Origin of the sequence: Qipengyuania sp. JC766 (genome assembly GCF_040717445.1) — a bacterium.
In the GTDB taxonomy this organism is placed as follows: Bacteria; Pseudomonadota; Alphaproteobacteria; order Sphingomonadales; family Sphingomonadaceae; genus JC766.
The window spans coordinates 2666909-2693770 of record NZ_JBFEFL010000001.1; the positions used below are offsets into that span (position 1 = coordinate 2666909).

Genomic DNA, 26862 nt, shown 5'->3' on the forward strand with positions numbered 1-26862 from the left:
GAATGGCTGACGAAAACGACAAGAAACTCACCCGCAAGCCGCTGTCCCTCAAGGGGAGCCAGCCGGGCGAGGTGAAGCAGACCTTCAGCCACGGGCGCACCAACAAGGTTGCGGTCGAGGTGAAGCGTCGTCGCAAGCTGGTGAAGCCGGGCGAGGAAAAGGCCGCGCCTGCGCCGACTCCCGAGCCTACGCCTGCTCCGGCGCCCGAACCGGCACCGACGCCTGCTCCGGCGGCCCCCAAGCCCGCGCCGAAGAAGGCTGCGCCGGACGGCGAGACCCCGCAGGAGCGGGTCGCACGCCTGCAGCGCGAGGCCGAGGAAGAGCGCCTGCGCCTGGCCGAGGAAGCGCGCAAGCGCGAAGACCAGAAGGCGCGCGAAGCAGCCGAGAACGAGAAGCGCCGCGCCGAGGAAAACGCCAAGGCGAAGGAAGAGGCCGCCAAGCGCGCCGAGGAGGAGGCGAAGGCCGAACCGGCGCCCGAACCCGCCGCGCAGAGCGACGAGGCGAAGCCTGCAGAAAGCGCGCCCGAAGCGAAGGGCACGGCCCAGCCGGCCGCGCGCAAGTTCACGCCTGTCCAGCGGCCCGAGCCCAAGAAGCCCGCGCCGAAGAAGGAAGAAAAGCCCAAGCGGACCGCGGAACGCCCCGACAAGCGCCGCAGCGGCAAGCTGACCGTCACCAAGGCGCTGAACGAGGACGAGGGCCGCCGCGCCCGCAGTCTCGCCGCGCTCAAGCGTGCGCGCGAAAAGGAACGTCGCCTCCAGGGTGGCGGCTCTTCCAAGCCGCGCGAGAAGCAGGTGCGCGACGTGGTCGTGCCCGAAGCCATCACCGTTGGCGAACTGGCCAAGCGGATGGGTGAGAAGGGCGCCGACCTGGTGAAGGAGCTGTTCAATCTCGACATGATGGTCACGGTCAACCAGACCATTGACCAGGATACGGCGGAATTGCTGGTCGAACAGTTCGGCCACAACATCCAGAAGGTGTCAGAGGCCGATGTCGATATCGACACGACCGAGGACGAGGATCCTGAAGAGACCAAGACGCCGCGTCCGCCGGTGGTCACCATCATGGGCCATGTCGATCACGGCAAGACCAGTCTGCTCGACGCGCTCCGCGGGGCCAATGTCGTCAAGGGCGAAGCCGGCGGCATCACCCAGCACATCGGCAGCTACCAGATCAAGACGAAGTCGGGCGGGAAGATCACCTTCCTCGACACGCCGGGCCACGCCGCGTTCAGCGAAATGCGCGCGCGCGGTGCCAATGTGACCGATATCGTCGTGCTGGTCGTGGCGGCGGATGACGGGATCATGCCGCAGACCATCGAGGCGATCGCCCATACCAAGGCGGCCGGCGTGCCGATGATCGTGGCGATCAACAAGATGGACAAGCCGGAAGCCAATCCGGACAACATCCGCAATCGCCTGCTCGAGCATGAAGTGATCGTCGAGAAGATGTCCGGCGACGTGCAGGACGTGGAAATCTCCGCCAAGGAGAAGACCGGTCTCGACCAGCTGATCGAGCAGATCGAACTCCAGGCCGAGCTGCTCGAACTGAAGGCGCGTGCGGATCGCCCGGCGGAAGCCACCGTGATCGAGGCGCAGCTGGACAAGGGCCGCGGCCCTGTCGCCACCGTCATCGTGACGCGCGGTACGCTCCGCCGCGGGGACACCTTCGTGGTCGGCACGCAGAGCGGCAAGGTCCGTGCAGTGATCGACGATCAGGGCAAGCAGGTAAAGGAAGCCGGACCCTCCATGCCGGTCGAGGTCCTGGGTCTCGGCGGCGTGCCGGGCGCGGGCGACCAGCTCGCCGTGGTCGAGAACGAACAGCGTGCCCGCGAAGTGGCCGAATATCGCCAGGAAAAGGCGACGGAAAAGCGCACTGCGCTCGCCCCGACCAGCTTCGACACGATGTTCAACAACCTCGCCGCAAACGTCATCGAATATCCGGTGGTCGTGAAGGCGGACGTGCAGGGCAGCGTGGAAGCGATCGTGACCGCGCTGCACAATCTTTCGAACGACGAGATCAAGGTCCGCGTTCTGCATGCAGGCGTGGGTGCGATCACGGAAAGTGACGTCACGCTGGCGGCGGCTTCGAAGGCGCCGATCATCGGCTTCAACGTGCGTCCCAACGCCAAGGCGCGCGATCTGGTGAAGCGGGACGGCGTGGAGATGAAGTACTACGACGTCATCTACCACCTGACCGACGAGATCGCGAAGGAAATGGCGGGTGAGCTGGGTCCGGAGCGGATCGAGACCGTCGTCGGCCGCGCAGCGGTCAAGGAAGTCTTCCGCTCGGGCAAGAAGGACAAGGCCGCCGGCCTGCTGGTCGAGGAAGGTGTCATTCGCAAGGGGCTGCACGCACGTCTCACGCGCGACGACGTCATCGTTTCGGCCACCACGATCGCCAGCCTGCGTCGCTTCAAGGACGATGTCGACGAGGTGCGCGCGGGTCTGGAATGCGGCGTGGTCCTTGCCGACACCAACGACATCCAGCCGGGCGACCAGCTGGAAGTGTTCGAGGTCGAGGAACGCGAACGCACGCTCTAAGCATACGAAAAGGGGCGGTCCGACGACCGCCCCCTTCCTTGTTTTCGATTTCTGTGGCCGGTCAGCGCAGCAAGTTGCTGAACACTGCCGAGACGATGCCGCTGGTGATGCCGATCAGCAGCACGTCATCGCCCGACCGGACATAACGGTAACCACGCGGCGGCGGGCGCAGGCGACGGCTTTCGCGATAGCTCACCTCGCGGTAGTTGCGGGCGTAGCGACGGTCGAACCGCTCACCCTGGCGATACCGCTTCCAGGTATGGCGCTGCGGTGCCTTCTTCACCACCACCACGCGATGATCACGGTCGCGGTAATGGTGCCGGTCGCGATCACGATCGCTCGCATGGGCGGTTGCGGGAAGAGTGGCGATGGCCGCAGTCGCCATCATGATGCCGATAATGCGCTTCATTGTTCATCTCCTTCGCTGTGAACATGAACACTCTACGCGACTTGCCGGGAAATTTCCGTCGCGAATTGTCGCAATTTGTGACGCGCGCCCCATGAAGCTAGGACACTTCCGATAACACCTACCGAAAGACGAACATGGCACGCCGCGAACAATATTCAGCAGAACAGCATTCGGTCCGCGTCCTCAAGGTGGGGGAGCGGGTGCGTCATATCCTGTCCGAGCTGCTGGCACGGCAGGAGGTGCACGACGATGTCGTATCGGCCGCCAATATCTCGGTCACCGAGGTGCGCATGAGCCCGGACCTGCGCAATGCGACGGCCTATGTGAAGCCGCTGCTGGGGCGGGACGAGGACGAGATCGTATCGGCCCTGCGGCAGAACACGGCCTATCTCCAGCGGGAGGTGGCCCGGCGGCTGGGTCTCAAGTTCGCGCCGAAGCTGAAGTTCCGCGCGGACGAGACGTTCGAGGAAGCCAGCCGGATCGAGGATCTCCTCAATGATCCGAAAGTGGCGCGGGACCTCGACCCGGAAGACTGAGAGGGCGATGCGCGGCATCGCCCTCGTCGGGTGTTACGGCGCGGCAGCGGCGCCCGGCAGCACGTAGCCGACCGGCGCATCCGGCCCAAGCGGGATGCCGAGATAGAACCACGCGACGATCAGTATGACGCCCGAAATCAACAGCCAGATCGAATAGGGGATCATCATCGCGGTCAGGCTACCGAGCCCGAAATCCTTCTGCCAGCGCTGTGCGAACACGAGGATAAGCGGGAAATACACCATCAACGGGGTGATGATGTTGGTCGCGCTGTCGCCCACGCGATAGGCGGCGGTCGCGCCTTCCGGACTGATGCCGAGAAGCATGAGCATCGGAACAAGGATCGGAGCGAGCAATGCCCACTTGGCGCTCGCCGAGCCGACGAAGAGGTTCAGCAGGCCCGTGAACAGGACCATCAGGCCGAGGACCAGCGGAAGCGGGAGGCCCGTGGACTGGATGCCCGCGGCTCCGTGAACTGCCGAGATCAGCCCGAGATTGGACCAGTTGAACATCTCCACGAAATGCGCCGCGGCGAAGGCAAGGACGAGATAATAGCCCATGTCCTTCATCGATTCCGCCATCATGGCGACCAGGTCGCGGTGGTTCTTGATCGTCCCGGCCGCGCGGCCATAGGCCCAGCCGGTCAAGAGGAAGAGCACGAAGAACGCCGCAACCAGCGAACGGTAGAGCGGATCGAGCTGCGTGTGGATGGAGCAGTCCCCTGCCGGCACGGCGTCGCAGGCCGCTTCGTTGATGAGCGGCGTGCCGGGTCCGAAGACCATCAGCAGCCAGAGCCCGACCACGAACAGCGCGGCGAGGCCTGCATGGCGAAGTCCCTTCGCGGCTCGTGCGCCTGTATGGTCTTCCGGGTCGGGGCTCGTGTCCGCGTCCTGCGCACTCGCCGATGCGCCGCCCTTCCACGGACCGAGCCGCGGCTCGATGATCCTGTCAGTCACCCACCAGATGATCGGCAAGTAGAGGAACGTCATCGCGGCGATGAAATACCAGTTTCCTGCGATATTCGCCGTCCATGTCGGGTCGAGCGCGCTCGCTTCGACCGCCTCCTGCGTGATCCCGAACAGCAGCGCGTCCAGCTGGCCGGGCGAGATATTGGCGGAGAACCCGCCCGACACGCCGGCGAAGGCCGCCGCGATGCCCGCCAGCGGATGGCGTCCGGCCGCGGCGAACAGGACGCCTGCAAGCGGGATCAGCACGACGTAGCCGGCGTCGGCCGCGTGGTTGCCGATCATGGCGACGAGAGCGACGACCGGCGTCAGCAAGGCCTTGGGCGCGTTCTTGACCGCGCTCGACATGCCGGCGGCGAAGAAGCCCGATCGTTCCGCGACCCCTGCGCCCAGCATCACCACGAGGACGTAGCCCAGCGGGTGGAAGTGGGTGAAGGTGACCGGCATTTCGACCCACAGCCGCTGGATGTTCTCCGGCGAAAGCAGGCTGAGCGCGCGGATGACTTCCGGCTGGCCGGTGGTCGCATCGAGTGCGGTCGGATGGACGGCGGAAACGCCGGCAAACGCGCAGATGACCGAGATGACCACCAGCGCGATGATCAGGTAGAAGAATATGAAGACCGGATCGGGCAGCCGATTGCCGGTCTTTTCCACCCAGCCGAGAAAACCCTTCTGCTCCGGTGCGGGAGCGGCGATCGCTTCTGCCACGTCTTCCATCCTCTCTGAAAACCCTTCGGCGCGGCTAGCATTGCGGGTGCGCCCTGTCGCCCTCCTTAACATTTGCGTCCGCGCTTCGACGGCGTAGGGAGGACAGCAGATGGCGAAGCTCTATTTCTATTATGCGAGCATGAATGCGGGCAAGAGCAGCACCCTGTTGCAGACTGCGTTCAATTACGGGGAGCAGGGGATGCGCGTGTCACTCTGGACCGCGGCGATCGACAACCGCCCGGGTTTTGGCGCGATCAGCAGCCGGATCGGACTTGCCAGCGATGCGCATCGGTTCGGGCCGGACACGGACATCGAAGGGCGCGTCGTGGAGGACCATGGGCAGGATGCCGTCTCATGCGTGCTGGTGGACGAGGCGCAGTTCCTGACGCGCGATCAGGCCTGGCAGATGGCGCGGCTTGCGGACGCCCATAACATCCCGGTCCTGTGTTACGGGCTGCGGACGGACTTCCAGGGACAGCTCTTCGAAGGCGCGGCCGCGCTACTCGGCATTGCCGATGCGCTCGTGGAATTGAAGGCGATCTGCCATTGCGGGCGCAAGGCGACGATGAACGTCCGGATCGATGCGGCGGGGCAGCCGGTCCGGGAAGGCGCGCAGACGGAGATCGGCGGAAACGAGCGTTACGTCGCGATGTGCCGCCGCCACTTCAGCGAAGCGATGCGCGGCCCCATATAGCGGCCATGACCGAAACGCTTTCCCTGATCCTGATTCTGGTGCCGTGCCTCGTGATCGCCATCGTCTTTCACGAAGTGGCGCATGGTTGGACCGCGCTGGCGCTGGGCGACACGACCGCGCGCGACCGCGGACGGCTGACGCTCAATCCCGTTCGCCATGTCGATCCGGTCGGCACTTTGGTCGTCCCGGGGGCGCTGGCCTTGCTGGGAGGGCCGATCTTCGGCTGGGCCAAGCCGGTGCCTGTCCTGCGCAACCGGTTGAACAATCCGCGTTTCGGAATGATGCTCGTGGCGGCGGCCGGACCGCTCACGAACCTCGTGCTGGCGGTATTCGGCGCAGCCGCGCTCGGTATCGCCTACGGCCAGATAAGCGGCCCGCCGGAAGGCCTGCTGGCAGGAGTGATCCAGGGCCTGCAGATATTCCTGCTGCTCAACATCTTCCTGGCGCTATTCAACCTCCTCCCGATCCCGCCCTTCGACGGCTCGCACATCGCGGAAGGCCTGATGCCGCGCTCCATGGCGGTGCAGTTCCAGAAGCTGCAGCAGGTGGGAATGCTGTTCCTGATCGGCCTGATCGCAGTGACCTGGGCGTTCCCGCAGACGGGCATCATCGAACGGTTCGTCTTGCCGCCGGTGGACTGGCTGTTCGGGTACTACAACGCGCTCGCGCTCTGGATTGCGGGGTTCTGATCGGCGAACCACCGCGCGACTGCGGTCCGCTCGCCTTCCACCAGGTGCAGCCCCAGCTTGCTGCGGCGCCAAAGAACGTCGTCGGCAGAGCGGGCGAACTCCTGCGCGACGAGATAGCGTAGCTCCGCCTCGAACAGGCCGAGGGCGATCTCGGCGCCGGGGGGAAGGGGCTGCGCTGGCGTGCCGACGATGCGGTCGATGCGGGTTCCGTAAGCGGTCGCCATGCGATCGATCGCAGACTCGCCAAAGGTGTCGGCAGCCCATGCGAAACGTCGCGCGACCTCCGCGCTACCCGCCCGCACGTCCTCGATGTCGCCGCCGGGCAGGGGCACCCCCGCCGTCCATGCCGCGCCCGGCAGGTCCAGCCTCTCCAGCGCATGCTCGGCCAGCTTGCGATAGGTGGTGATCTTCCCGCCGAAAATGGACAGGATCGGCGCGCCGCCTTCGCGGTCCAGTTCGAATGTGTAGTCGCGCGTGACGGTCGAATTGTTCGCCGACCGGTCTTCGTAGAGCGGTCGCACCCCGGCATAGCTGGACACGGCATCGCCGGGCCACACGTCCTGCGAAAGGTATTCGTTCACGGCTGCGCAAATATAGCGCGCTTCCTCGTCCGAAATGGCGATCGTGTCCGGATCGCCGGTGAAGAGGACGTCGGTCGTGCCGACCAGCGTGTAGTTCCGTTCATAGGGGATCGCGAACACGATCCGCCCGTCGCCGTTCTGGAAGATATAGGCGTGCTGCCCCTCGAACAGGCGGGGGAAGATCAAATGGCTTCCCTTCACCAGCCGCAAGTTGCGGTGTTCCTCTCCCGGCACCGCGCGGCCCAGCACGGCATCGACCCATGGACCGGCCGCGTTGACGATCGCGCGGGCTTCCACCTTCGTGTCCGCGCCGTCGTGGCGCAGGGTCGCGGTCCAGCGGTCTGCACCCCTTTCCAGTGCCACGCACTCGGTCCGCGTCCGCACGTCGGCACCGCGTTCCTTGGCATCGACCGCGTTCAAGACCACCAGGCGCGCATCCTCCACCCAGCAGTCCGAATATTCGAACCCGCTGGTCAGCCGGTCTTCCAGCACGCCGCGATGGGGCGGCTGGCGCAGGTCCACGGTCCGCGTGGGCGCCAACAGCTTGCGGCCCCCGATATGATCATAGAGGAACAGGCCGAGCCGCAGCAGCCATCTGGGTCTCAGGCCCTTGTCGTGCGGCAGTACGAAACGCAGCGGCCAGATGATGTGCGGCGCGTTCTTCAGCAGAACCTCGCGCTCCAGCAGGCTCTCGCGCACCAGGCGGAACTCGTAATGCTCCAAGTAGCGAAGGCCGCCATGGACCAGCTTTGTGCTGGCGCTGGAGGTATGCTGCGCCAGATCGTCCTTTTCGACCAGCAGCACACGCAGCCCGCGCCCCGCGGCGTCGCGCGCGATCCCGGCACCGTTGATGCCGCCGCCGATGACAAGCAGGTCGAATGGCTCCTTCATTGCCGGAAGGATTGGCGTGTGCGCGCCGCTTTGGCTAGGCCGCGGCGGTGACCGAGGAAAAGAAACCCGCGCCCAATGGCTGGATCCTGCTCGACAAGCCGCGCGGGCTCGGCTCGACGCAGGCGGTCGGCGCGGTGAAGCGCAACTTGCGGGAGGGCGGCTATGCGAAGACCAAGGTCGGGCATGGCGGTACCCTGGACCCGCTGGCCGAAGGCGTCCTGCCGATCGCGCTGGGCGAGGCGACCAAGCTGGCCGGCCGGATGCTGGATGCGAGCAAGGTGTACGAATTCACCGTCCAGTTCGGCGAGGAAACCGACACGCTCGATACGGAAGGGGAGGTGGTCGAACGATCCGACCGCCGCCCGCCCATGGCGGCCATCGCCGCGATATGCGATCATTTCACCGGTGAGATCGACCAGGTGCCGCCGGCCTATTCGGCCCTGAAGGTGGACGGGCAGCGGGCCTATGACCGGGCCCGGCGCGGCGAGGATGTCGAGCTGGCAACGCGGCGCGTGACCATCCACTCGCTTGCTCTTGCGAGCGTGCGCGACGACGGGGACGAGGCGCCGTCGGCGTTCGACACGGTTGCGGGCCGGCCGGACCCGTACGATCCGCAGGCGCCGCTGGAACTGGCGGATGCGGTGACGCTCGTCGCGCATGTTTCCAAGGGGACGTATATCCGCAGCCTTGCACGGGATATCGCACGCGCCCTTGGCACCGTGGGGCACGTTACATATCTCAGGCGTACGCGAGCCGGCCCGTTCCGCGAGGAACAGGCGATTTCACTGGACAATCTGAACGAAATCGGTAAGGGCGCGCCACTTCAAGACCTCCTCCTGCCACTCGAGGCGGGGCTGGACGACATCCCGGCTCTGCAACTCGATCCTGATAGCGCGCAGGCGGTCCGACAGGGCCGGGTCATTTCAGGGCTGCCCCAGATCGACGGGCTCCATCTCGCGAAATCGGGCGACGTTCCGGTAGCGCTGGTCGAGGTCGAAGGTGGCACGGCACGGGTCGTGCGGGGCTTCAACTTTCCCGATGTCGCGGAGTAAATGCCAATGTCGGTGACTGCCGAGAAGAAGACCGAAATCATCCAGGACAACGCCCAGAGCAAGGGCGATACCGGATCCCCCGAAGTGCAGGTCGCGATCCTGACGGAACGCATCCGCAACCTGACCGATCACTTCAAGGATCACCACAAGGACAACCATTCGCGTCGCGGCCTCCTCCAGATGGTCAACAAGCGTCGCTCTCTCCTGGCCTATCTCAAGAAGAAGGACGTGGAGCGTTACAACGCGCTGATCCAGAAGCTGGGCCTGCGCAAATAAGAGTTTCTCGAAGGGGCGGCTCCAAGGGCCGCCCCTTCGTCTATCCGGCATCCGCGCAATCCGGCGCGGGGCCAGCGGGGCACAGCGAAAGCCCCGAACCGGACCGGGACGGTATACCCGGCACAAGAGGCCCCGCGCGGCAATGTGGCCGGCGGGACAAAAGGAAAATACATGTTCGACAAGAAAACCGTATCGCTGGAGTGGGGCGGAAAGACCCTCACCCTCGAAACCGGCCAGATCGCCCGTCAGGCAGACGGTGCCGTGCTGGCCACTTATGGCGAGACCGTGGTGCTGTGCGCCGTGACCGCCGCACGCAACGTTCGCGAAGGGCAGGACTTCTTCCCGCTGACCGTGAACTACCAGGAAAAGTTCTCCGCCGCCGGCCGCATTCCCGGTGGCTTCTTCAAGCGCGAAGCGCGCCCGACCGAGAAGGAAACGCTGGTTTCGCGTCTGATCGACCGGCCCGTGCGTCCGCTCTTCCCCGAAGGTTTCTACAACGAGATCAACGTGATCGCGCAGGTCCTGTCCTATGACGGCGAGACCGAGCCCGATATCGTCGCCATGGTCGCGGCCAGTGCCGCCCTTACCATCAGCGGCCTGCCCTTCATGGGCCCGATCGGCGCCGCGCGCGTCGGCTTCCGCAATGGCGAGTACGAGCTCAATCCGAGCCTTGCGACCTGCCTCGACGAGGAAGGTCGTCTCGACCTCGTCGTCGCCGCGACCAACGACGCGGTGATGATGGTCGAATCCGAAGCGAAGGAACTGACCGAAGACGAAATGCTCGGCGCCGTCATGTTCGCGCACGAGGAATCGAAGAAGGTCATCGGCGCGATCATCGACCTGGCCGAACAGGCCGCCAAGGACCCGTGGGAACTCGCCCCGGTCGAGGACAAGACCGCCGCGCTCGAAGACCTGCGCTCGGTCATCGGCGACGATCTCGCCGCAGCCTACAAGATCACCGACAAGGGCGCCCGGCAGGACGCGGTGAACGATGCCCGTGCCAAGGCGCGTGCGCATTACGCCGACTTGGAGGAAAGCGATCCGGCCGAATACATGGGCCGCCTGAAGCTCGTGAAGAAGCTGGAAAGCGACATCGTGCGCAAGGCGATCCTGAAGGACGGCCAGCGTATCGACGGTCGCAAGACCGACGAGGTCCGCCCGATCGAGGCGCAGGTCGGCCTGCTGCCCCGCACGCACGGTTCGGCCCTGTTCACGCGCGGCGAAACGCAGGCGATCTGCACCACCACGCTGGGCACCAAGGATGCCGAGCAGATGATCGACGGGCTCGAAGGCCTTTCGTACAGCCACTTCATGCTGCACTACAACTTCCCGCCCTATTCGGTCGGCGAAGTGGGTCGCTTCGGCTTCACCAGCCGTCGCGAGACCGGACACGGCAAGCTCGCATGGCGCGCGCTGCACCCGGTGCTGCCGGCCCATGAAGATTTCCCGTACACCATCCGCATCCTGTCCGACATCACCGAGTCCAACGGCTCGAGCTCGATGGCGACGGTGTGTGGCGGCTGTCTGGCCATGATGGATGCAGGCGTTCCGATCGAGCGTCCGGTTTCCGGCATCGCGATGGGCCTCATCCTGGAAGGCGAGGACTTCACCGTCCTGTCCGACATCCTGGGTGACGAGGACCACCTCGGCGACATGGACTTCAAGGTGGCCGGTTCCGAAAAGGGCATCACCAGCCTGCAGATGGACATCAAGGTTGCCGGGATCACCAAGGAGATCATGGAAACCGCGCTCGAGCAGGCCAAGGCCGGCCGTGCGCACATCCTGGGCGAAATGGAAAAGGCGCTCGGCTCCTCGCGCGGCGAAGTGTCCAAGCACGCCCCGCGCATCGAGACGATGCAGATCGACAAGTCGAAGATCCGCGACGTCATCGGCACGGGCGGCAAGGTCATCCGCGAGATCGTGGCGGAAACCGGCGCCAAGGTCGACATCGACGACGAGGGCACGATCAAGATCAGCTCTTCCAACGCCGACGAGATCGAAGCCGCACGCAAGTGGATCGAAGGCATCGTCGAAGAAGCGGAAGTCGGCAAGATCTACAACGGCAAGGTCGTCAACATCGTCGACTTCGGCGCGTTCGTGAACTTCATGGGCGGCAAGGACGGTCTCGTCCACGTGTCCGAAATGAAGAACGAGCGGGTCGAGAAGCCGACCGACGTCGTGTCCGAAGGCCAGGAAGTTAAGGTCAAGGTCCTCGAGATCGACAACCGCGGCAAGGTCCGCCTGTCGATGCGCGTCGTAGACCAGGAAACCGGCGAGGAACTGGAAGACACCCGTCCGCCGCGTGAACCGCGTGGCGATCGCGAAGGTGGGGGCCGTGGTGGCCGCGGCGGCGACCGTCGTGGTGGCCGTGGTCGCGGACCGCGCAACGATCGCGGCGGAGACCGTGGTCGCGGTGGTGACAATGACGGCGGTTCGAACGAGGGCGGGAGCCACATTCCCGACTTCCTGAAGGACTGACCCCAGCGATACGAATCCACTTGCGGGTGGATGCCTGAAAAATCGGGCCGCGCGAGATCGTTCGCGCGGCCCTTTTTTATCGCGTTCGTTCTTGTGTCCTTCAGGCAAGCCGTGCGATATGCGCGACGGGTCGAATGAGGAGATCGGGATATGCGGCGCTCTGCCTTCGCTCTGGGACTGGCTTTCGCAGCCTTCGGCGGTTCGCCGGCAATGGCCGGCGGGGGGTATTGCACCGAAGACTATCGACCGGAAAAACCCGAGCTCGGCTGTGCCAGCCAGATCGCCATCGCACCCGGAAACGACAGCCGCATCAACCTCTTCCTGCTGGTCCAGGACCGCGCCGGGTCCAGCGGGACCGGCAAATCCTACCCGGACATGGACTGGCGCACATTTTTCGGGCGCAACTACTTCCAGTGGGGCGATCTCGTATCCGCCTGGTACCCGGGCTTCCGCGACGAGGAGCCCGACGGTTACTGGTCGTCCGATTCGTATTACGGCACGCGCTGCCAGACGCTCGATTCAGGCGCGAAGGCCTATCTCGGACGCCTTGCCGCAGTGTCGGGGATCGATGCCGACACCCGTGACCACCTGACGGCCGCGCGCGCCGGACTGGCTGTATATTGCGAGGACGACGAAGCGGAAGCCGCTGCATCGGGCGCATCCGTTCCGCCGGCCGATTTCTCGATCGCCGAAGGCTACGCTCTCTACAACGAGGCATCCGCCGCGTTCTATGCCGGCGACTGGAACCGCGCGAACCGTTTCTACGGGATCCTTTCCAATTTCGGCCGGGACGAGTGGCTGCGGGAAACCGGGACCTACATGGTTGCTCGCAATGCGCTGAACGAGGCGATCTCGACCGGCTTCGACCAATGGGGGTATTTCGACTACGCGGAGGCACAGGCGGCTTCCGCGGCCCGGTCAGAAGAGGCATTGCGCGCTTACCTGGCCGCCTTCCCGAGCGGCACCTACGCCGGATCGGCCAGCGGGCTCATCCGCAAGGCGCTCTGGCTGCAACGCAAGGACGCGGAACTCGCCGAAATCTACCGCGCGATGCTGGACGCCAGCGATCCGGCGTCTGCCGAGACTGTCCGGGTGATCGAGGAAATCGACGACAAGCTGCTGGTGCGCGATACCGGGAACGCCAATCTGGGCGCGGAACTCGCTGCCGCTAATCTCCTGCTGCGTATGCGCGAATGGTCGCCCTGGGGCGAAGAACGGGACGAAGCCCTGACTGCGCAGGCGCTCGAGGCGCAGGCGGATCGCTTCGCGGACCGGCCAGAGCTCTGGAGCTTCCTGAAGGCGAGCCATGCGTTCTACGTCCAGGACGATCCGCGCGCGGTCCTGTCCCTTATTCCCGACGATGCGCAGCGGACCAGCCATTCGCCGCTCAACTTCAGCCGTCAGTACCTTCGCGGCCTTGCGCTGCACGCAACCGGTGACCGGCTGGAAGCGAGCTTCTGGCTGGAGCTGCTCGAAGGCGCGGATGGCCTCTACCAGCGGCCGGCCGTCGAACTGGCCTTGGCGCGCGAATGGGAGCAGTCGGACCAGCTGGACACGGTCTTTGCCGAGAATTCGCCGATAACCGATGCGCGTATCCGCCGCATCCTCATCGGCAGTTCCGCCGGCCCGGATTTGCTGAAGGGACTGCTGACGCGCACCGACCTCGACCAGGGGGAACGCGATTTCGCGCGTTTCACGGTGCTCTACAAGCAGCTGGTCCGCGGCCGCTACGCCGGTTTCCTCGAAGACCTGCCGCAGAGCGCTCCGCCGATCGGGGAAGACGGGGGGCTGTGGGGGCTTTACGAGCAGGACGGTGCGCCGGTCGCCCTGTTCACGGCGGGCGAAACGTCGGACGGTTATCCGTGTCCCGCTCTGCGCACGACGGTCGAACGGTTGCAGCGCGATGCGCGCGACGTGAAGGGCCGGTTGTGTCTTGGCGACTGGTACCGGCTGAACGGGTTCGACGATTTCAGCCTTGCCGTCGATCCATGGAGGCAGGACTCCGAGAGCGGACCGGCGGCGTTGGGAGACAGGAACTACTTCCCCGGTACTGTCATCCCGCGGCATGATTTCTACACTTCGATCATGGCGGATCGATCCGCCGCGCCGGACGATCGCGCCTATGCCCTGTACCGGGCGATCCGGTGCTACGCGCCCGCGAACAGCAACACCTGCGGCGGCGAAGGCGTGGAGGAAAGCACGCGCGCTGCGTGGTATCGCAGGCTGAAGTCCGAATACGGAACGTCGCGCTGGGCGCGGGAGCTCACCTATTACTGGTAGGAAGCTGTCCGGCATCGCGATGGCCCTGCTCTTGGCAGGGTGCAGCCCGTCCGCGTCGGGACCGGTCGTCGCGGACGATTTCGATGCGTTCTACCTCTGGACGGGAGTGCGTCCCCCTGCTGCGATGGACGATGCGCAGGCAGTCTATCTTCTGTGGGGGGAATTGCGGAAGGACGATCCGTCGGGCATCGTACCGCTGCGGCGAGAGGTGCCCTCGGCGGACAACGAGGAAGTCTGGCTGGTGGTTCGCTCCGAGCGGCTGGATTGGGAAGAAGACGCCTACGTCGCGCTGATGCGCGAGGCCGGCCGATGGCAGAAACGCGCCAACCTGACGGGAATTCAGGTGGATTTCGACAGTTCGACCGGGCGGCTCGGCGATTACGGCGCTTTCCTTGCGGAAATGCGGCGGCAGGTCCCGCCGATGCTGAAGCTGTCGGCGACCGGGCTGATGGACTGGCCCGCCAATGCGTCCGACGCGGACCTCGCGTCGCTGCGCGCCTCGCTCGACGAGATCGTGATCCAGACCTACCAGGATCGCACCACATTGCCGGATTATGCGCGTTATCTTTCGTCGTTGGACCGGCTGGACATGCCGCACCGGGTCGCACTGGTCGAAGGTGGCGAATGGGACCCGCCGGCCGGATTGGAGAGCCGCGAAGGCTTCAAGGGTTATGTCGTCTTCCTGCTGGGGGATCAGCGGATCGGCAGCGCACCCAGATAGTCCCGCTTGCCGATATCGAGCCCCTTCATCCGCAGGACGTCGTAAGCGGTGGCAGCGTGGAAATAGAAGTTGGGGGTGGAAAAGCGCAGCAGGAAGTCCTGTACCCCGAACGTCCAGGCGATCTTCTCGCCGATCCGGAAAGTCATTTCGTTCCCGGCGATGCTTTCCAGCAGGTCGGGATCGAGTTCTTCCAGATAGCGGCTCGCATCGTCGAGCTTCTCCCGCAAGCCTTCGAAATCCTCGGGTGGGGGATCCATGTACGGGGTGAATTCGCCTTCCTGTGCGCACTGGACAGCGTAGGCCGAATGGGTCCAGCAGCTGGCAACCTGGTAGGCGAAGGGCAGCATGGATCCGCTCAGACGCGCGCCGATCAGCTCGCTCGGCGAATGGCCTTCTTCCTCGCACCACGCCTCGGCCTTTCCGACAAGACCGCCTACCGACCCCAGAACCTGAAGCCAGCCTGGCACGAGCGCTTCGTGCAATGTCAGCGCCATGGATCCCCTCCCTGCATTTCCGGAGACAGCCCTAATCGCTGCGGCGGGATGTTCAAGCGGGTCCGTCGATGCGGAACACAGGCGCCCCCAGCCGCGCGATCTGCGCCTCGTCATGGCTCACGAGCAGGGTCGGCAGGGACAGTCGCTCACGGATGGTCTCGAGCGCCGAGAGGATGATTTCGGCCCTCTCGGCATCGAGCGAGACAAGGGGCTCGTCCAAGAGGAGGAGCGACGGCGCACTCAGCAGCGCGCGCCCTATGGAAACGCGGCGCTTTTCCCCGCCGGACAAAGTCCCCGGCCTGCGATCACGCAGCGCTTCGATGCCCAGCATCGCAATGATCTCCGCGCGCGGGAGCGGCGAGGGCCTGCCTTTGGCCAGCCTTGCCCCGTAGTCCAGATTGCGGGCGACGCTCATGTGCGGGAACAGCCGATCGTCCTGGAAGACATATCCGATCCGCCGCCTGTCCGGGGTCAGGGCGATCCGGGCGCCTGCATCGAACAGGGTGCTGCCTTCCACGCGGATATGCCCGGCGTCGGGCGCAAGAAGTCCGGCAACGCAATCCAGCATCGTCGTCTTGCCGGCTCCGGATGGACCGACAAGGGCGATCAGCGGCGCGTCGCTGACGATCGCAGGCGCGATCGAGCAGTCCCCGCGCGTTTTGGAAAAGGCGATGTCAAACGACATGCGCGCGTGTCCCGGCCTGCCTGCGCACGAGCCATTCGCTCGCCAGCAGCGCGCCCAGCGAAAGTATCACGGACAGGATTGCCAGCCGCGCGACGGCGCTTTCCGTTCCGGGGACCTGCAGCTCGGTGTAGATCGCCAGCGGGAGTGTCCGGGTTTCCCCCGGGATGTTCGCGGCAAAGGTGATGGTCGCGCCGAACTCGCCGATGCTCCGGGCGAAGCCGAGCATGGTTGCCGCCGCCAGTCCCGGAAGCGTGAGGGGCAGAGTGATTGTGCGAAAGGCGTACCAGCGGCTCGCGCCCAGCGTGCGCGCCGCAGCCACCAGTTTTCGGTCGACGGCCTCTATCGACAGGCGCAGCGCCCGCACCATCAGTGGCAGCGCCATGACGCCCGCGGCGATCACCGCCCCGGTCCAGCGGAACGCGAAGGTCAGGCCGAACGTCTCGAACAGCCAGCCACCCACTACGCCGCCGCGGCCCAGCACCAGCAGGAGCACGTAACCGGTCACGACCGGGGGCAAGACCAGCGGGAGATGGACCACCGCGTCCAGCACCGTGCGGCCTGGAAACCGCTTGCGCGCCAGCACCCACGCCAGGGCGTAGGCCATGGGCAGGGTCGCGATCACCGCCACCAGCGCCACCCGCAGGGACAGGACGACGATCTGCCATTCAGCATCCGTCAGCATCGCGTCAGGGCACCTTCAGGTGATGCTTCGCGAAGATCGCCTGCGCTGACGGGGAGGCGAGAAAGTCGAAAAACGCCTGCGCCTGTGGATGGCCGCTTACCGGTACGATGACGGCTGTGTATTCGATGGGCGAATGCATGGCGGACGGGATTGGATAGGCAACCTCGACCGCATCGCTCGACGCGACATCGCTCGCATAAAGGATGCCGCGCTCCGCCTCGCCTCGTTCGAGCAGGACCAATGCCGCGCGCGCGTTCTCCGCCGGAATCGCGATCACGCCGCGCGGATCCGCGATGCCGAGGTTCGCAAGCGCTTCCGCGGCATAGGCCCCCAGCGGAACGGTCGCGGGATCGCCGGTCACGAGGCCGCCTCGCGCGATCTCGCCCGCCAGGTCCGGCGCGGTATCCTGCGCCCCGGCGGGGACGGCCAGAACGAGGTCGTTCCGCGCGACGACGCGGAAATTGCCTGAATCGACGCTCCCCTGTGCCAGCAGGAAGTCGGTCCAGCGGCTGTCGGCTGACACAAACACGTCCGCCGGTGCGCCCTGTTCGATCTGGCGGGCGAGGGCGGAAGACGAGGCGAAGGAGAAGACCGGCGCTTCGTTACCGCGCGCTTCCCACGCCGCGCCGATTTCTTCCATGGCCGGACGCAGGCTGGCCGCGGCGAACACGGTCGGCCCGCCCGATTGACCCGGCGCGCAGCCCGCAAGGGCCAGCACGATGCAGCAGAAGCTTGCCATCAATCGGACCATGGGGCCGGTCTAGCCCCGGCTGGACGCCCGGTCCATCCGGCTCCGGTCCTGTCCCGAAGTTCAGCTTACGCCGAGGCAGCTTCCCACGCGTGCGGGGGGCAGTTCCTGCCCGCTGTCAGGATCGCGGATGTCGAAACGGATCACACCGCCGGCTTCGATGAAACCGCGATAGCCTTCCTTGCAGACCACCGGGCGGAGAATCTTCGTCAATTCGAATGGGGACACTTCGCCGACGCGGTCGAGCGAGGTGTCGGCTTCCAGAACCAGTTCGCGACCGTCGGCCCGGACCGTGTGGATGGAAAAGCCGTCTTCTTCCATCGGCAGCCACCACTGCACGCCCTGCGCCACGAAGCGGGCCCGGTCCTCGATCGAACCATCGAACTGGGGGCCCTCCATTCGGTCGGACTGCCCGCAGGCGGACGCGACCAGGCAGAGCGGGATGACGGCAAGTCGGGCAAGCATGCGCATGGCACGCATCCTTACGATGTCGCGCCTAACACAGCGCTAACGACGATTGCGGCTGGCGTTCAGGTATGGCCCGCCCGGCCCGACGGGGGCGAGCCGCGCGCGTCAGCGGACGCGCGGGCCACCGAAGGGCAGGGGCGGCGGGGGACGGCGCGCACCGCGGGGCAGCTGCGCCTGGAAGGCCCGCCCGCAATGCTCGACGCAATATGGGAAGCCCGGGTTCACCGGATCGCCGCAGAAATGGAAGTCGGGTTCGCCCGGATGGCCCATCGGCCAGCGGCAGACCTTCTCGCTGAGGTCGAGCAGGCTGGTCTTGTCCGCAATCGATGGATCCGGCTTGGCCGGGACCAGCCGGCGCGGCGGCGCGGGCGGGATCGGGGCCTGTTGGTCGCCCGGGCCCTGCCGCTGGAAGCCACCGGGGCCGATCGAGACGATTCGGGGCAGGTCCGACCGCGGATTGGGCATCGGCTGGGACGCGTTGACCGGTCCTTGCGGCTGCGCCTTGGGCGCATCGGCCGGTGCTGTCAGCGGCGCACCGGACGGCTTGGCCGCCGCCTTGGGTGCGGGCTTCTTCGCGGGCGCCGGCGCCTTCGCGGCCTTCACCTTCTTCGCCTTTTCCTTCGCCTTCACGGGGCTCGGCCGGGCTTTCAGGCCCAGCCGGTGCGCCTTGCCGATCACGGCGTTGCGGCTGACATCGCCCAGCTCGTCGGCAATCTGGCTCGCGGTTGCGCCGCTTTCCCACATTTTCTTCAGCGTCGCGATGCGTTCGTCGGTCCAGCTCATGAAGCGATATCGTCCTGTTACTCTAGCCTGGCGGTTGCGCCGCCCGATGGCGCGCCCTAGGTCCGCGCCGATGGCCGATCAAGCACAACCGGAATTCGAACCGCAAGCCGCACTCGTCGATACCGAGGCACACCATGCGGGCGGGAATTTCAGCCCGCGTGGCGTCCCGGTCATTTCCGGGATAAACCGCATCGGTCTGTGGAGCCTCTATATTAAGGAGGTTCGCCGTTTTCTCAAGGTGCAGACGCAGACGATCTGGGGTCCTGCGGTCAGCACGATCCTGTTCCTGGTGATCTTCGACGTGGCGCTTGGGCGGGGCGGGCGTGTCGTGCTCGGCGTCCCGTTCGCGGATTTCATCGCGCCGGGCCTGATCGTGATGGCGATGATGCAGAACGCCTTCGCCAATGCGAGCTTCAGCCTGCTGGCCGGCAAGATCCAGGGAACCATCATCGACCTGCTGATGCCGCCGCTTTCCGAAGGGGAGCTGATGGCGGGCATCGTGGCCGCCGGGATCACCCGCGGCTTCATGGTCGGCGGCGCGCTGGCACTGGCGATCGTGATCTATCCGGGGGCCAGCCTGCATTACGCCCACGGCTGGGCGATCCTCCTGTTCGGTCTGCTGGGCGCGGCGATGCTGAGCCTGTTCGGCCTGCTGACGTCGATCTGGGCGGAGAAGTTCGATCACAACGCGGCCATCACGACACTGGTGGTCGCGCCGCTGGCGCTGTTGTCGGGCACATTCTACCTGATCGACAACCTTAGCGGTCCGTTTGAGGCGATCAGCCGCGCTAATCCGTTCTTCTACGTGATCTCCGGCTTCCGCTATGGCTTCCTGGGGGAAAGCGATATCGGCGAAGGCGCGGGCGCGGTCCTGCAGGCGGCGCTGGGCCTCGGCCTGTTCAACCTGGCGCTGGCCTTCGTGACCTACCGCGTCCTGAAAAGCGGGTGGAAGCTGAAGGACTGATCCTTGCGGATCAATGCGTCAGCGAACGGCGCATGCGGTATCGTCCGCCGGTAAACCCTTCGAACAGTTCGTGTACGGTGGGATGGTCCACCGGTCCGCCCTCGGCGTCGGCTACCAGGTTCTGCTGGCTGACATAGGCGACATAGCTGCTCTCGTCGTTCTCGGCGAGCAGGTGGTAATAGGGCTGGTCGCGAGGCGGCCTGATCTCTTCGGGAATCGATTCGTACCATTCTTCGCTGTTGGCGAAGACGGGATCGATATCGAACACCACGCCGCGAAAATCGAAGCGGCTGTGGCGCACGACGTCGCCGATCGCGAAGCGGGACTGGTTGGCCAGCGGCGCATCGATGGTGCGGCCGGCCTGGTGCGAGAAGAATTGGCTGCGGTCCATGTTACCGAAGATATAGGATCGCAGATGAAGGGGGCAAGAACGCGATGGTGCGCATCCCCGGTTTCGCGCATCGAAAGGGGTTGGCAAGCGCCCCCCTCTGGGCTAGGCGCGCCGCTTCGCGAAACGACCCGCCGGGCCTCGCAACATGCGGAGAGGTGGCAGAGAGGTCGAATGCGCCGCACTCGAAATGCGGTATGCGGGCAACCGTATCGTGGGTTCGAATCCCACCCTCTCCGCCATTGTCACAATCAGGTCTCGCCAAATTGAAAAGGGCGACGGATTGCTCCGCCGCCCCTCTGATGAAGTTCAATGTTCAGTCGCCGATTTCAGCGCAATTCGACTGCGTTGGACTTGGTCGTCTCGGTGGTTCCCGTGTGCTTGCTCCACGCCCGGTCGTGGAAATAGAAAGCGACGGTCTGGACCAGCGGTTCGATCATGCCGATGGCAAGTGCGGCCCTCCAGTCCTGCGTGAGAACGTAAGCTACTGTTATCGCGACCAGAAAATGCATGATCGCGTAGCTGCCGGTCTTGTAGCAGGTGATCCGGAAGCAGCTTGCGTGCGAATGTGCCATGCCTCCCCTCCCGTTAGCCGGCGCTCAGTCGGATCGAGCCGTTGACGCCATTGGGGAAGAAGCCGCCCCGGTCGGTCGCCATCGCGTTCAGGTACGCGATGTTGAGGACCTGGCCGGTGGTCCGGCTGTAGGCGATCGCATTCTGGTCTGCCGGAACGATATTGCTTCCATTGCCAAACGGCGTGTTGCGCGCCCTGACGCCCTGATCGAGGTCGGACGATCCATCGAGGCTGTCCCGCGCGTTCGAGATTGCTTCGGACGCATCGATGAGCGCCGGAGTCTGGATGCCCTTGCGGAAGAGCACCGTGCGAACGAGCCCTGCGTGATAGGCCTCCGCCGCCAGGATCCCGGCCGCTGCCTCCAGGAACGTCTTGTTCGTGATGAGCGGCGAGGCTCCCTTGTAGGCCGTCACCCCGACATCTTCGAAGATGTACGCGCCGAGCAGGAAATTCTCGTCGCTGGCATATGGGTCGAAGCTCTGGTTGGCGCCGATCAGGCCCGCCGCGCGCGCGGCGACGGAAAACGCACCGTTCGGAGCGGCGGAGATATCGATTGCGGGTTGCGCGACCGCCGTGGATCCGATCGCCTGTCGCAGGAAGGCGACATGGGCGCGCTCGTCCGAGGCGATCTCGCGGGCGTACTGAGCCACCAGCGGGTCCTGGAAGTTCACCTGTCGTCCGCCTGTCACGGAGCCCCGATTGCCGGGTCCGCCCAGCAGCGTGCTGGGAAGGCCGGAGCCGAGCGCCGCGAAGGAATAGAACTGCGCCTCGAGGTATTCGAGGTTGAGAGCGAAGTTCAGGACGTCCGCGTCCGTGATGCCCGCGGGCGGCGGAGTCGGTGTCGGCGTGGGCGTCGGCGTCGGCGCGGGTCCGACAATCGGATCATCGTCGCCGAAGCAGCCGCCCAGGAGCGCGGCTCCGCCGACGACGGCAGTGCCCTGACCTGCGACCTTGATGAACTTCCTGCGATCCGCGCGGCGGGCGTCGCATGCTTCGAGCACCTCGAGGATGGTATCGTTCTTTTTCATGATGGTATCCTTTCGCCCGGATCAGTTGGACGCGCTCATGCGCAGGGTTCCGTTGACGCCGTTCGGGAAGAAGCCGCCGCCCGTGACCGCCATGTTGTTGAGATAGACGATGTTCAGCACCTGTCCGGCGGACCGGCTGAAGGCGATTCCGTTTTCGTCCAGCGGCGCGATGTTGCTGGCGACGCCTCCGCTCATCCGCGACGTCGTGAGGCCCTGATCGAGGTCGCTCTGCCCGTCGAGGCTGTCGCGCGCGTTCGAGATCGCGATGCTCGCATCGATCAGCGAAGGGGTCTGGAGGCCCTTCGCATACAGTGTCGTGCGCACGAGGCTGGCGTGATAGGCTTCGACGGCGAGGATGCCCGCGGCCGCTTCCAGGAAGGTCGCGTTGCTGATGAGGGGCGACGCTCCCTTGTAGGCCGTGACACCCACATCTTCGAAAATGTAGGCTGCGAGCAGGAAATTCTCGTCATTGGCGTACGGATCGAATGACTGGCCGGGGCCGATAAGTCCCGCCGCGCGTGCGGCGGTGGAGAAAGCGCCTGTCGGGCTGGTACCGATGTCGATGGTCGGCTGCGCGACGACGGCCGAACCCAGTGCCTGGCGAAGGAACGCGACATGCGCCTGCTCGTCCGCGGCGATTTCGCGGGCGTACTGCGCGACGGCCGTGTCGGTGAAGTTGACCCGTCGTCCGCCGGTCGCCTGACCGCGCGTGCCTGAGCCGCCCAGCAGGTTTTCGGGAAGGCCCATGCCGGTTGCGGCCTGGACGTAGAACTGGGCCTCGAGATATTCGAGGTTGAGGGCGAAGTTGAGGATGTCTGCGTCGGAAACGGATTGCGCCATGACCGGACCGGCCTGGTTGGCGAGGACGAAACCGCCCGCAGCCGTGGATGCGGCGGCGAAACCGCTGAACAGGTCGCGGCGCCTGACGCGCCGCTGCTCCCGCTTTTCGAGCGCGTCGACTACTTCATACTCATCCGTCATGGATTCCTCCTCGAAAGGCGTTTTTCTTGGAGGTCAGAGGATATGGATGCGGGTGTATCGCGCATCCCAGCGTACGAGAACGTACCTAAATCTTTGCGCCGACTGCGAAACTTAAACTACTTTATCTCTGGATTGCAGGGCACCGGCTACGTTCGATCACGAGAAATCGCTCGATCCGATTCGTAACTTCGGACGGCAACCTCGCTGGTGGAGAGACCGATGCCGACAACGCTTGCCGGGCGTGCTTTCGATGCTTCCGAAAGCTTGCGTAACAGGTTTCTGGACTCGCTCAGCGCTCTCGACCTCGCGGCGATTACACCCGACATGGCACGAATGTCATGCTGTGCAGGCGAGAAGCTGGGATCGGCCGGCATTTCCGACAGCCATGTGTTCTTCCCCCTCTCGCTCGTGGCCAGCTTTGCCCTTCCGTCGCGCAGATGCGGGATCGGCATGGTCGGGCGCGAGGGCGTCATCGGCTGGGAGGCGATACTCGGCCTTGCCGCTCCCAATTTCGAGGCGCGTGTCCTGTTCGATGGGGGTACGATGCTGGCCATGTCCGTATCCAAGCTTCGCAATGCCTGCTTTTCCCGGCCCACGCTGTCGATGAGCCTGCTGCGGTTCGTACAGCGGCACAGTCTTCAACTCGGTTGCCTTGCAAATTCGGGCGTGTCGGCGAACATTCCCCAGCGCGTGGGAGCATGGCTGCTCATGCTGCATGACCGGATCGACGGTGATTTTATTGCCATCACCCACAGCGAGCTCGCCGATCAACTGGACATCAGGCGCGCGAGCGTCACCGAGGCGCTTCACCTGCTGGAGGGTGATGGAGCCGTCGGCTGCAAGCGGGGGCAGATTTTCATCCGGGATCGCGAGACGCTGGAAATTGCCGCCGACTTCGCCTATCACCGCAGGAGTTCTTACCGGCCCCGGATAAAGGGATCGCCTCACGAAAAGCGTGGCGGGCGGGACTGCGCTGCAATGCTGCGACGTCGATTGGTCGAATGAGCCAATCCGTTCCGCGAAAGGTGAGGATACTGGTATCTTAAAAAGCGAGGAAGACGTCCGCGACGAGATCGAGGACATCAAACGCCGTTCCCTGTCGCGCGTGGCGGGGTTCGGAAACCTGTCGCCGGGCGAGATCGAGGCCCTCGGCGATATGGCGGGGCCACACCGGATCGTGCGGCGCGGGTTGGACATCCGCGCAGAGCATCACAAACCGACCGATCTTTGCCTGCTTGTCCACGGATGGGCGGCGACGGCTGCCTTTCTTCCGGACGGGTCGCGTCAACTGACGTCGTTGAGATTGCCGGGTGACATGATGGGGCTGTCCGCTCTGGCCATGACCCGCCCGATCGATTCCGTGATCGCCCTTACGGATGTCGTCGTTTGCGACATCGCGGTGAATGAGCTCGTTCGCATCTTCGAGAACAATCCCCGGCTCGCGCTGATCCTGTTCCTGATTTCGCAGGAGGAAAGGACACTGGCGATGGAGAGGCTGATGCTGATGGGGCAGGCCCGAGCGGATGCGCGGCTGGCGGCGCTGTTCGTCCGTCTCCACGAACGCAACGCCCAGATGTTCGATGATGCCCCGCTCACTTTCTACATGCCACTGACCCAGCGCGAGATGGGCGAAATGATCGGCGTCAGCGACGTCCACATCAATGCGCTGATCAAGGATCTGAGGACGTGCGAGATCATCGAAATCGGGGGCCGGGAATTGAACATCCTCGATATCGATCGTCTGGTCGAACGGTCGGGTCTGTCGTCCTGGAATCGCGTGAAACCCGATTGGCTTCCCATCCCGTCGTGCTGACACGCCTCCGGCCCATCTAAAACGCCAAGGGACTTTCATCCCCGCTCCGAATGCTGGTAACGGGCGGCTGACATTCTCCCGCATGCAACCGGATCGGAACCTGCCTTGACCCGCGAACTTACTTCCATGCTGCAGACTGCGCCCGTCGTGCCGCTGGTGTCCGCAGACGATCCGGACGTCGCGATCCGCACGGCAGAGGCGCTGCGCGACGGCGGGCTGGGTGTCATCGAGGTGGTGATGCGCAGCGACGGTGCGCAGGCGGCGATGGAAGCGATCGCGGCCCGGGTCGAAGGCGTCGTGGTCGGCGCGGGAACGGTGCTGACGCTGGACCAGGCGAAATCGGTCAGCGATTCCGGCGCGCAGTTCATCGTTTGTCCGGGCCTCGTGGACGACATCGCCCGACATTGCCTCGACACTGGAATGCCGATCTATCCCGGCACGGTCACGGCGGGCGAAGTCCAGCGGGCCTACGCGCTCGGCCTTCGGGAAGTGAAGTTCTTCCCCGCGAGCCTGTCCGGCGGTGTCCCGATGCTGACCGCGCTCGGTTCGGTCTTCAGGGAAATGCGCTTCATGCCGACGGGTGGCATTTCCGCGGACAACCTCGCGGATTATCTCGCGCTCGATCATGTGCTGGCCTGCGGCGGCAGCTGGCTGACGCCCGGAGATGCGATTGCGTCGGGCGATTACGCACGCGTCACGCAGCTGGCCCGGGAAGCGGTCGCCATCGCGCAGTCCGCGCGGGGCAGCTGACGGACGCGGCTTGTGGCAGGGGAGGGCTCGCGGCCCGATGCAGGGCCTGGGCGACGAACGGAATGGATGACGGAAAGCGGGATGTGGGCAGGCGGGTGACATCGTTCGACGTGGCGGAGCGGGCCGGCGTCAGCCAGTCCACCGTGTCGCGCGCCCTGGCCGGATCGCCGCAAATCACGCCGCAGACCCGTGCTCGGGTGACCGCGGTGGCGCAGGAACTGGGCTATCTCGTCGATCACCGCGCCTCGCGCCTCCGCACCGGGCGGACCGATACGATCGCGGTGGTGATCCTCGGCCGGCCCGAGGATGCGACCCGTTCTGCCAACCCGTTCTATTTCGAGCTCCTCGGAAGCATCTGCGAAGCCGCATCGCAGCGCGGGCTCGAAGTGCTCGTCTCGCTGCAGTCCGAGGAAGGTGAGTTCTTCGGCGATTATGTCGGGCGCGGGCAGGCGGACGGGGTGATCGTGGTCGGATCCGCACGCAACACGCGCGCGTGGACGCATTTCCGGGAATTGCAGGAAGCGAGCCCCCGGGTCGTGTTCTGGGGATCGCCCTTCGACGATGCCGGCTGGGTTCGGTCGGACAATTTTGCCGGTGGGCGGCTCGCCGTGCGCCACCTGCTGGAGCACGGCTATCGCCGGATCGCCTTCGTCGGACCGCTGGAAGAACGGCTGGGCCAGTTCCAGGAGCGGTTCGACGGTTATGCCGCGGAACTGGCCGCGCACAAAATGGAGCCGGTTTTTCTGCCGTCCTACGACGCGCTGGATCGTTACGCGCAGGGCAGCGGGGCGGCAGCGGCCCTGATGGAACGGGATCCTCGGATCGACGCCGTCTTCGCCGCGAGCGACCAGCTCGCCTTCGGTGTGTTGGAATACCTCCAGTCGCACGGCATCGCAGTGCCGGACGAAATCGGCCTGGTGGGGTTCGATGGAATGGCCGCGGGGACAATCTGCAGCCCGGCTCTCACCACGGTCGCGCCCGATCTGCGCAAGGCTGCCGCCATGCTGCTCGACGCGATGGACGGGACCGCGGGGCCCTCTTCCGAGCGCGTGCCGGTCGAACTGATCGAACGGGCGAGCGTGCGCGCACGCAAAGCCTGAATTTCCGTGGCGTAAACGAAATGCGGGAGCCCGTGAGGCTCCCGCATTCCTTGGGGCAGGGCGGCATAACGCGCCGCCCCGGGGCCGGGATTGGTCAGAAGCCGAAAGCGACGCCCACGCGCCCGCCGGTGGTATCGTCGGCGGTGGAGCCGGCAACGCCGGCGGAGACGTAGATGCGCGGAGAGATGCGTGCGCTGACTGCGCCGGAGAAGCCCTGCTCCCCACCGAAGGTGGATGCATTGAGGCTGACCGAGACGTTCGAGTCCGGCACGATCATGGTGCCGCCGAACGCCATCGCCGCCGCGATACCGCCACGCGTGAACTCGTCGAGCTCCTGCAGCTGGAAATCGAGCTGGTCGACCCGGCCCTCGAGGGTGGCAACACGGCCGCTCAGGGCGTCGAACTGCGCATCGGTGACCGCAGCGATCGGCGGGGCCCCGGGAAGCGCAAGACCGGTATCGTTCGAGCGGGCGAGCGTACGGGTCCCGGTGCCGGTGCCGCTGCCGCTGCCGGCAGGCGGTTCGGCAACCGTGGTTTCCTCGCCCCGGAGGACGACCTGCGCGCCCTCGGCCCCGCTACCGGCCCG

28 protein-coding genes and 1 tRNA gene are annotated in these 26862 nt (G+C 65.3%); 15 read left to right on the plus strand and 14 right to left on the minus strand.

The features are described 5' to 3' along the window. Positions 1 to 2: 2 nt before the first annotated feature. Entirely contained in the window at positions 3 to 2540 is a 2538-nt protein-coding gene (gene infB / locus AB1K63_RS12860; RefSeq protein ID WP_366960582.1) for a translation initiation factor IF-2, read from the plus strand. A gap of 61 nt (positions 2541 to 2601) precedes the next feature. Here infB and AB1K63_RS12865 read toward each other — a convergent pair whose 3' ends face one another. Further along, positions 2602 to 2949 (minus strand): RcnB family protein, encoded by a 348-nt coding sequence (locus tag AB1K63_RS12865; protein WP_366960583.1) that lies wholly within the window; start codon positions 2947 to 2949, stop codon positions 2602 to 2604. Positions 2950 to 3083: 134 nt separating this feature from the next. Between AB1K63_RS12865 and rbfA the strand changes: the two genes are divergently transcribed. Then, the gene (gene rbfA, locus AB1K63_RS12870) at positions 3084 to 3485 is read left to right on the plus strand and encodes a 30S ribosome-binding factor RbfA (protein WP_366960584.1); all 402 of its coding nucleotides are present in this window, start codon (positions 3084 to 3086) and stop codon (positions 3483 to 3485) included. A 33-nt stretch (positions 3486 to 3518) separates the two neighbouring features. Here rbfA and AB1K63_RS12875 read toward each other — a convergent pair whose 3' ends face one another. Next, positions 3519 to 5165 carry an AbgT family transporter gene (locus AB1K63_RS12875; RefSeq protein WP_366960585.1) on the minus strand — a complete coding sequence of 549 codons (1647 nt, stop codon included), beginning with the start codon at positions 5163 to 5165 and terminating at the stop codon, positions 3519 to 3521. A gap of 100 nt (positions 5166 to 5265) precedes the next feature. Here AB1K63_RS12875 and AB1K63_RS12880 point away from each other — a divergent pair, with 100 nt between their 5' ends. Next, entirely contained in the window at positions 5266 to 5850 is a 585-nt protein-coding gene (locus tag AB1K63_RS12880) for a thymidine kinase (protein ID WP_366960586.1), read from the plus strand. Between the two features lie 5 nt (positions 5851 to 5855). Next, a complete protein-coding gene (locus tag AB1K63_RS12885; protein WP_366960588.1) occupies positions 5856 to 6539 on the plus strand; it encodes a site-2 protease family protein in 684 nt (227 codons plus the stop codon). Here AB1K63_RS12885 and glpD read toward each other — a convergent pair. After that, positions 6503 to 8011 carry a glycerol-3-phosphate dehydrogenase gene (glpD, locus tag AB1K63_RS12890; RefSeq protein ID WP_366960589.1) on the minus strand — a complete coding sequence of 503 codons (1509 nt, stop codon included), beginning with the start codon at positions 8009 to 8011 and terminating at the stop codon, positions 6503 to 6505. The genes AB1K63_RS12885 and glpD overlap by 37 nt on opposite strands. Positions 8012 to 8058: 47 nt before the next feature. Between glpD and truB the strand changes: the two genes are divergently transcribed. From truB to AB1K63_RS12915, 5 genes are all read left to right on the plus strand, one after another. Further along, positions 8059 to 9063: a tRNA pseudouridine(55) synthase TruB gene (truB, locus tag AB1K63_RS12895; RefSeq protein ID WP_366960590.1), complete on the plus strand. Its 1005-nt coding sequence runs from the start codon at positions 8059 to 8061 to the stop codon at positions 9061 to 9063. Positions 9064 to 9069: 6 nt separating this feature from the next. After that, positions 9070 to 9339: a 30S ribosomal protein S15 gene (gene rpsO / locus AB1K63_RS12900; protein WP_366960591.1), complete on the plus strand. Its 270-nt coding sequence runs from the start codon at positions 9070 to 9072 to the stop codon at positions 9337 to 9339. A 171-nt stretch (positions 9340 to 9510) separates the two neighbouring features. Continuing rightward, positions 9511 to 11817, plus strand: a complete 2307-nt coding sequence (pnp, locus tag AB1K63_RS12905; protein ID WP_366960592.1) for a polyribonucleotide nucleotidyltransferase — start codon at positions 9511 to 9513, stop codon at positions 11815 to 11817. A gap of 150 nt (positions 11818 to 11967) precedes the next feature. Continuing rightward, positions 11968 to 14097: a hypothetical protein gene (locus AB1K63_RS12910; RefSeq protein WP_366960594.1), complete on the plus strand. Its 2130-nt coding sequence runs from the start codon at positions 11968 to 11970 to the stop codon at positions 14095 to 14097. A 19-nt stretch (positions 14098 to 14116) separates the two neighbouring features. Then, complete coding sequence (locus tag AB1K63_RS12915) at positions 14117 to 14818, plus strand: DUF3142 domain-containing protein (RefSeq protein WP_366960595.1); 702 nt, start codon at positions 14117 to 14119, stop codon at positions 14816 to 14818. Here AB1K63_RS12915 and AB1K63_RS12920 read toward each other — a convergent pair. The 6 genes from AB1K63_RS12920 to AB1K63_RS12945 form a co-directional block, all read right to left on the minus strand. Beyond that, the gene (locus AB1K63_RS12920; protein ID WP_366960596.1) at positions 14791 to 15312 is read right to left on the minus strand and encodes a DUF1993 domain-containing protein; all 522 of its coding nucleotides are present in this window, start codon (positions 15310 to 15312) and stop codon (positions 14791 to 14793) included. The two genes, AB1K63_RS12915 and AB1K63_RS12920, sit on opposite strands and share 28 nt — an antisense overlap. Before the next feature lie 52 nt (positions 15313 to 15364). After that, a complete protein-coding gene (locus AB1K63_RS12925; protein ID WP_366960597.1) occupies positions 15365 to 15997 on the minus strand; it encodes an ATP-binding cassette domain-containing protein in 633 nt (210 codons plus the stop codon). Beyond that, positions 15987 to 16679, minus strand: coding sequence for a molybdate ABC transporter permease subunit (modB, locus tag AB1K63_RS12930; RefSeq protein ID WP_366960598.1), 693 nt, complete (start codon positions 16677 to 16679; stop codon positions 15987 to 15989). Before modB ends, AB1K63_RS12925 begins: the two co-directional genes overlap by 11 nt. 4 nt (positions 16680 to 16683) lie before the next feature. Beyond that, positions 16684 to 17418, minus strand: a complete 735-nt coding sequence (modA, locus tag AB1K63_RS12935; protein ID WP_366960599.1) for a molybdate ABC transporter substrate-binding protein — start codon at positions 17416 to 17418, stop codon at positions 16684 to 16686. Positions 17419 to 17490: 72 nt separating this feature from the next. Continuing rightward, positions 17491 to 17898, minus strand: a complete 408-nt coding sequence (locus AB1K63_RS12940) for a hypothetical protein (protein ID WP_366960600.1) — start codon at positions 17896 to 17898, stop codon at positions 17491 to 17493. A gap of 102 nt (positions 17899 to 18000) precedes the next feature. Further along, positions 18001 to 18678: a GcrA family cell cycle regulator gene (locus AB1K63_RS12945; protein ID WP_366960601.1), complete on the minus strand. Its 678-nt coding sequence runs from the start codon at positions 18676 to 18678 to the stop codon at positions 18001 to 18003. Between the two features lie 70 nt (positions 18679 to 18748). Here AB1K63_RS12945 and AB1K63_RS12950 point away from each other — a divergent pair, with 70 nt between their 5' ends. Beyond that, entirely contained in the window at positions 18749 to 19642 is an 894-nt protein-coding gene (locus AB1K63_RS12950; RefSeq protein ID WP_366960602.1) for an ABC transporter permease, read from the plus strand. 10 nt (positions 19643 to 19652) lie between these two features. Here the strand turns inward: AB1K63_RS12950 and hspQ are convergent, their stop codons facing one another. After that, positions 19653 to 20033: a heat shock protein HspQ gene (gene hspQ / locus AB1K63_RS12955; RefSeq protein ID WP_366960603.1), complete on the minus strand. Its 381-nt coding sequence runs from the start codon at positions 20031 to 20033 to the stop codon at positions 19653 to 19655. A gap of 149 nt (positions 20034 to 20182) precedes the next feature. On the opposite strand from hspQ, the gene AB1K63_RS12960 reads away from it, so the two are divergent. Continuing rightward, positions 20183 to 20272, plus strand: a tRNA-Ser gene (locus tag AB1K63_RS12960). A gap of 87 nt (positions 20273 to 20359) precedes the next feature. Here the strand turns inward: AB1K63_RS12960 and AB1K63_RS12965 are convergent. Genes AB1K63_RS12965 through AB1K63_RS12975 form a run of 3 tightly spaced genes read right to left on the minus strand, consistent with a single transcriptional unit; the run spans position 20360 to position 22613 of the window. Further along, entirely contained in the window at positions 20360 to 20605 is a 246-nt protein-coding gene (locus AB1K63_RS12965; RefSeq protein ID WP_366960604.1) for a DUF2061 domain-containing protein, read from the minus strand. Positions 20606 to 20618: 13 nt separating this feature from the next. Further along, a complete protein-coding gene (locus AB1K63_RS12970) occupies positions 20619 to 21632 on the minus strand; it encodes a ferritin-like domain-containing protein (protein ID WP_366960606.1) in 1014 nt (337 codons plus the stop codon). 21 nt (positions 21633 to 21653) lie between these two features. Beyond that, positions 21654 to 22613, minus strand: coding sequence for a ferritin-like domain-containing protein (locus tag AB1K63_RS12975; protein WP_366960607.1), 960 nt, complete (start codon positions 22611 to 22613; stop codon positions 21654 to 21656). A gap of 264 nt (positions 22614 to 22877) precedes the next feature. Between AB1K63_RS12975 and AB1K63_RS12980 the strand changes: the two genes are divergently transcribed. The 4 genes from AB1K63_RS12980 to AB1K63_RS12995 all read left to right on the plus strand — a co-directional run bounded on the left by AB1K63_RS12980 (position 22878) and on the right by AB1K63_RS12995 (position 26276). After that, positions 22878 to 23618 (plus strand): Crp/Fnr family transcriptional regulator, encoded by a 741-nt coding sequence (locus AB1K63_RS12980; protein WP_366960609.1) that lies wholly within the window; start codon positions 22878 to 22880, stop codon positions 23616 to 23618. After that, positions 23569 to 24426 (plus strand): Crp/Fnr family transcriptional regulator, encoded by an 858-nt coding sequence (locus tag AB1K63_RS12985; protein ID WP_366960610.1) that lies wholly within the window; start codon positions 23569 to 23571, stop codon positions 24424 to 24426. Before AB1K63_RS12980 ends, AB1K63_RS12985 begins: the two co-directional genes overlap by 50 nt. Positions 24427 to 24531: 105 nt before the next feature. Further along, positions 24532 to 25176: a bifunctional 4-hydroxy-2-oxoglutarate aldolase/2-dehydro-3-deoxy-phosphogluconate aldolase gene (gene eda, locus AB1K63_RS12990; protein WP_366960611.1), complete on the plus strand. Its 645-nt coding sequence runs from the start codon at positions 24532 to 24534 to the stop codon at positions 25174 to 25176. Between the two features lie 62 nt (positions 25177 to 25238). Next, positions 25239 to 26276, plus strand: a complete 1038-nt coding sequence (locus AB1K63_RS12995; RefSeq protein WP_366960612.1) for a LacI family DNA-binding transcriptional regulator — start codon at positions 25239 to 25241, stop codon at positions 26274 to 26276. A gap of 94 nt (positions 26277 to 26370) precedes the next feature. Here AB1K63_RS12995 and AB1K63_RS13000 read toward each other — a convergent pair. After that, positions 26371 to 26862: YadA-like family protein (locus AB1K63_RS13000; RefSeq protein ID WP_366960613.1), on the minus strand; the 492-nt coding region annotated here is incomplete at its 5' end.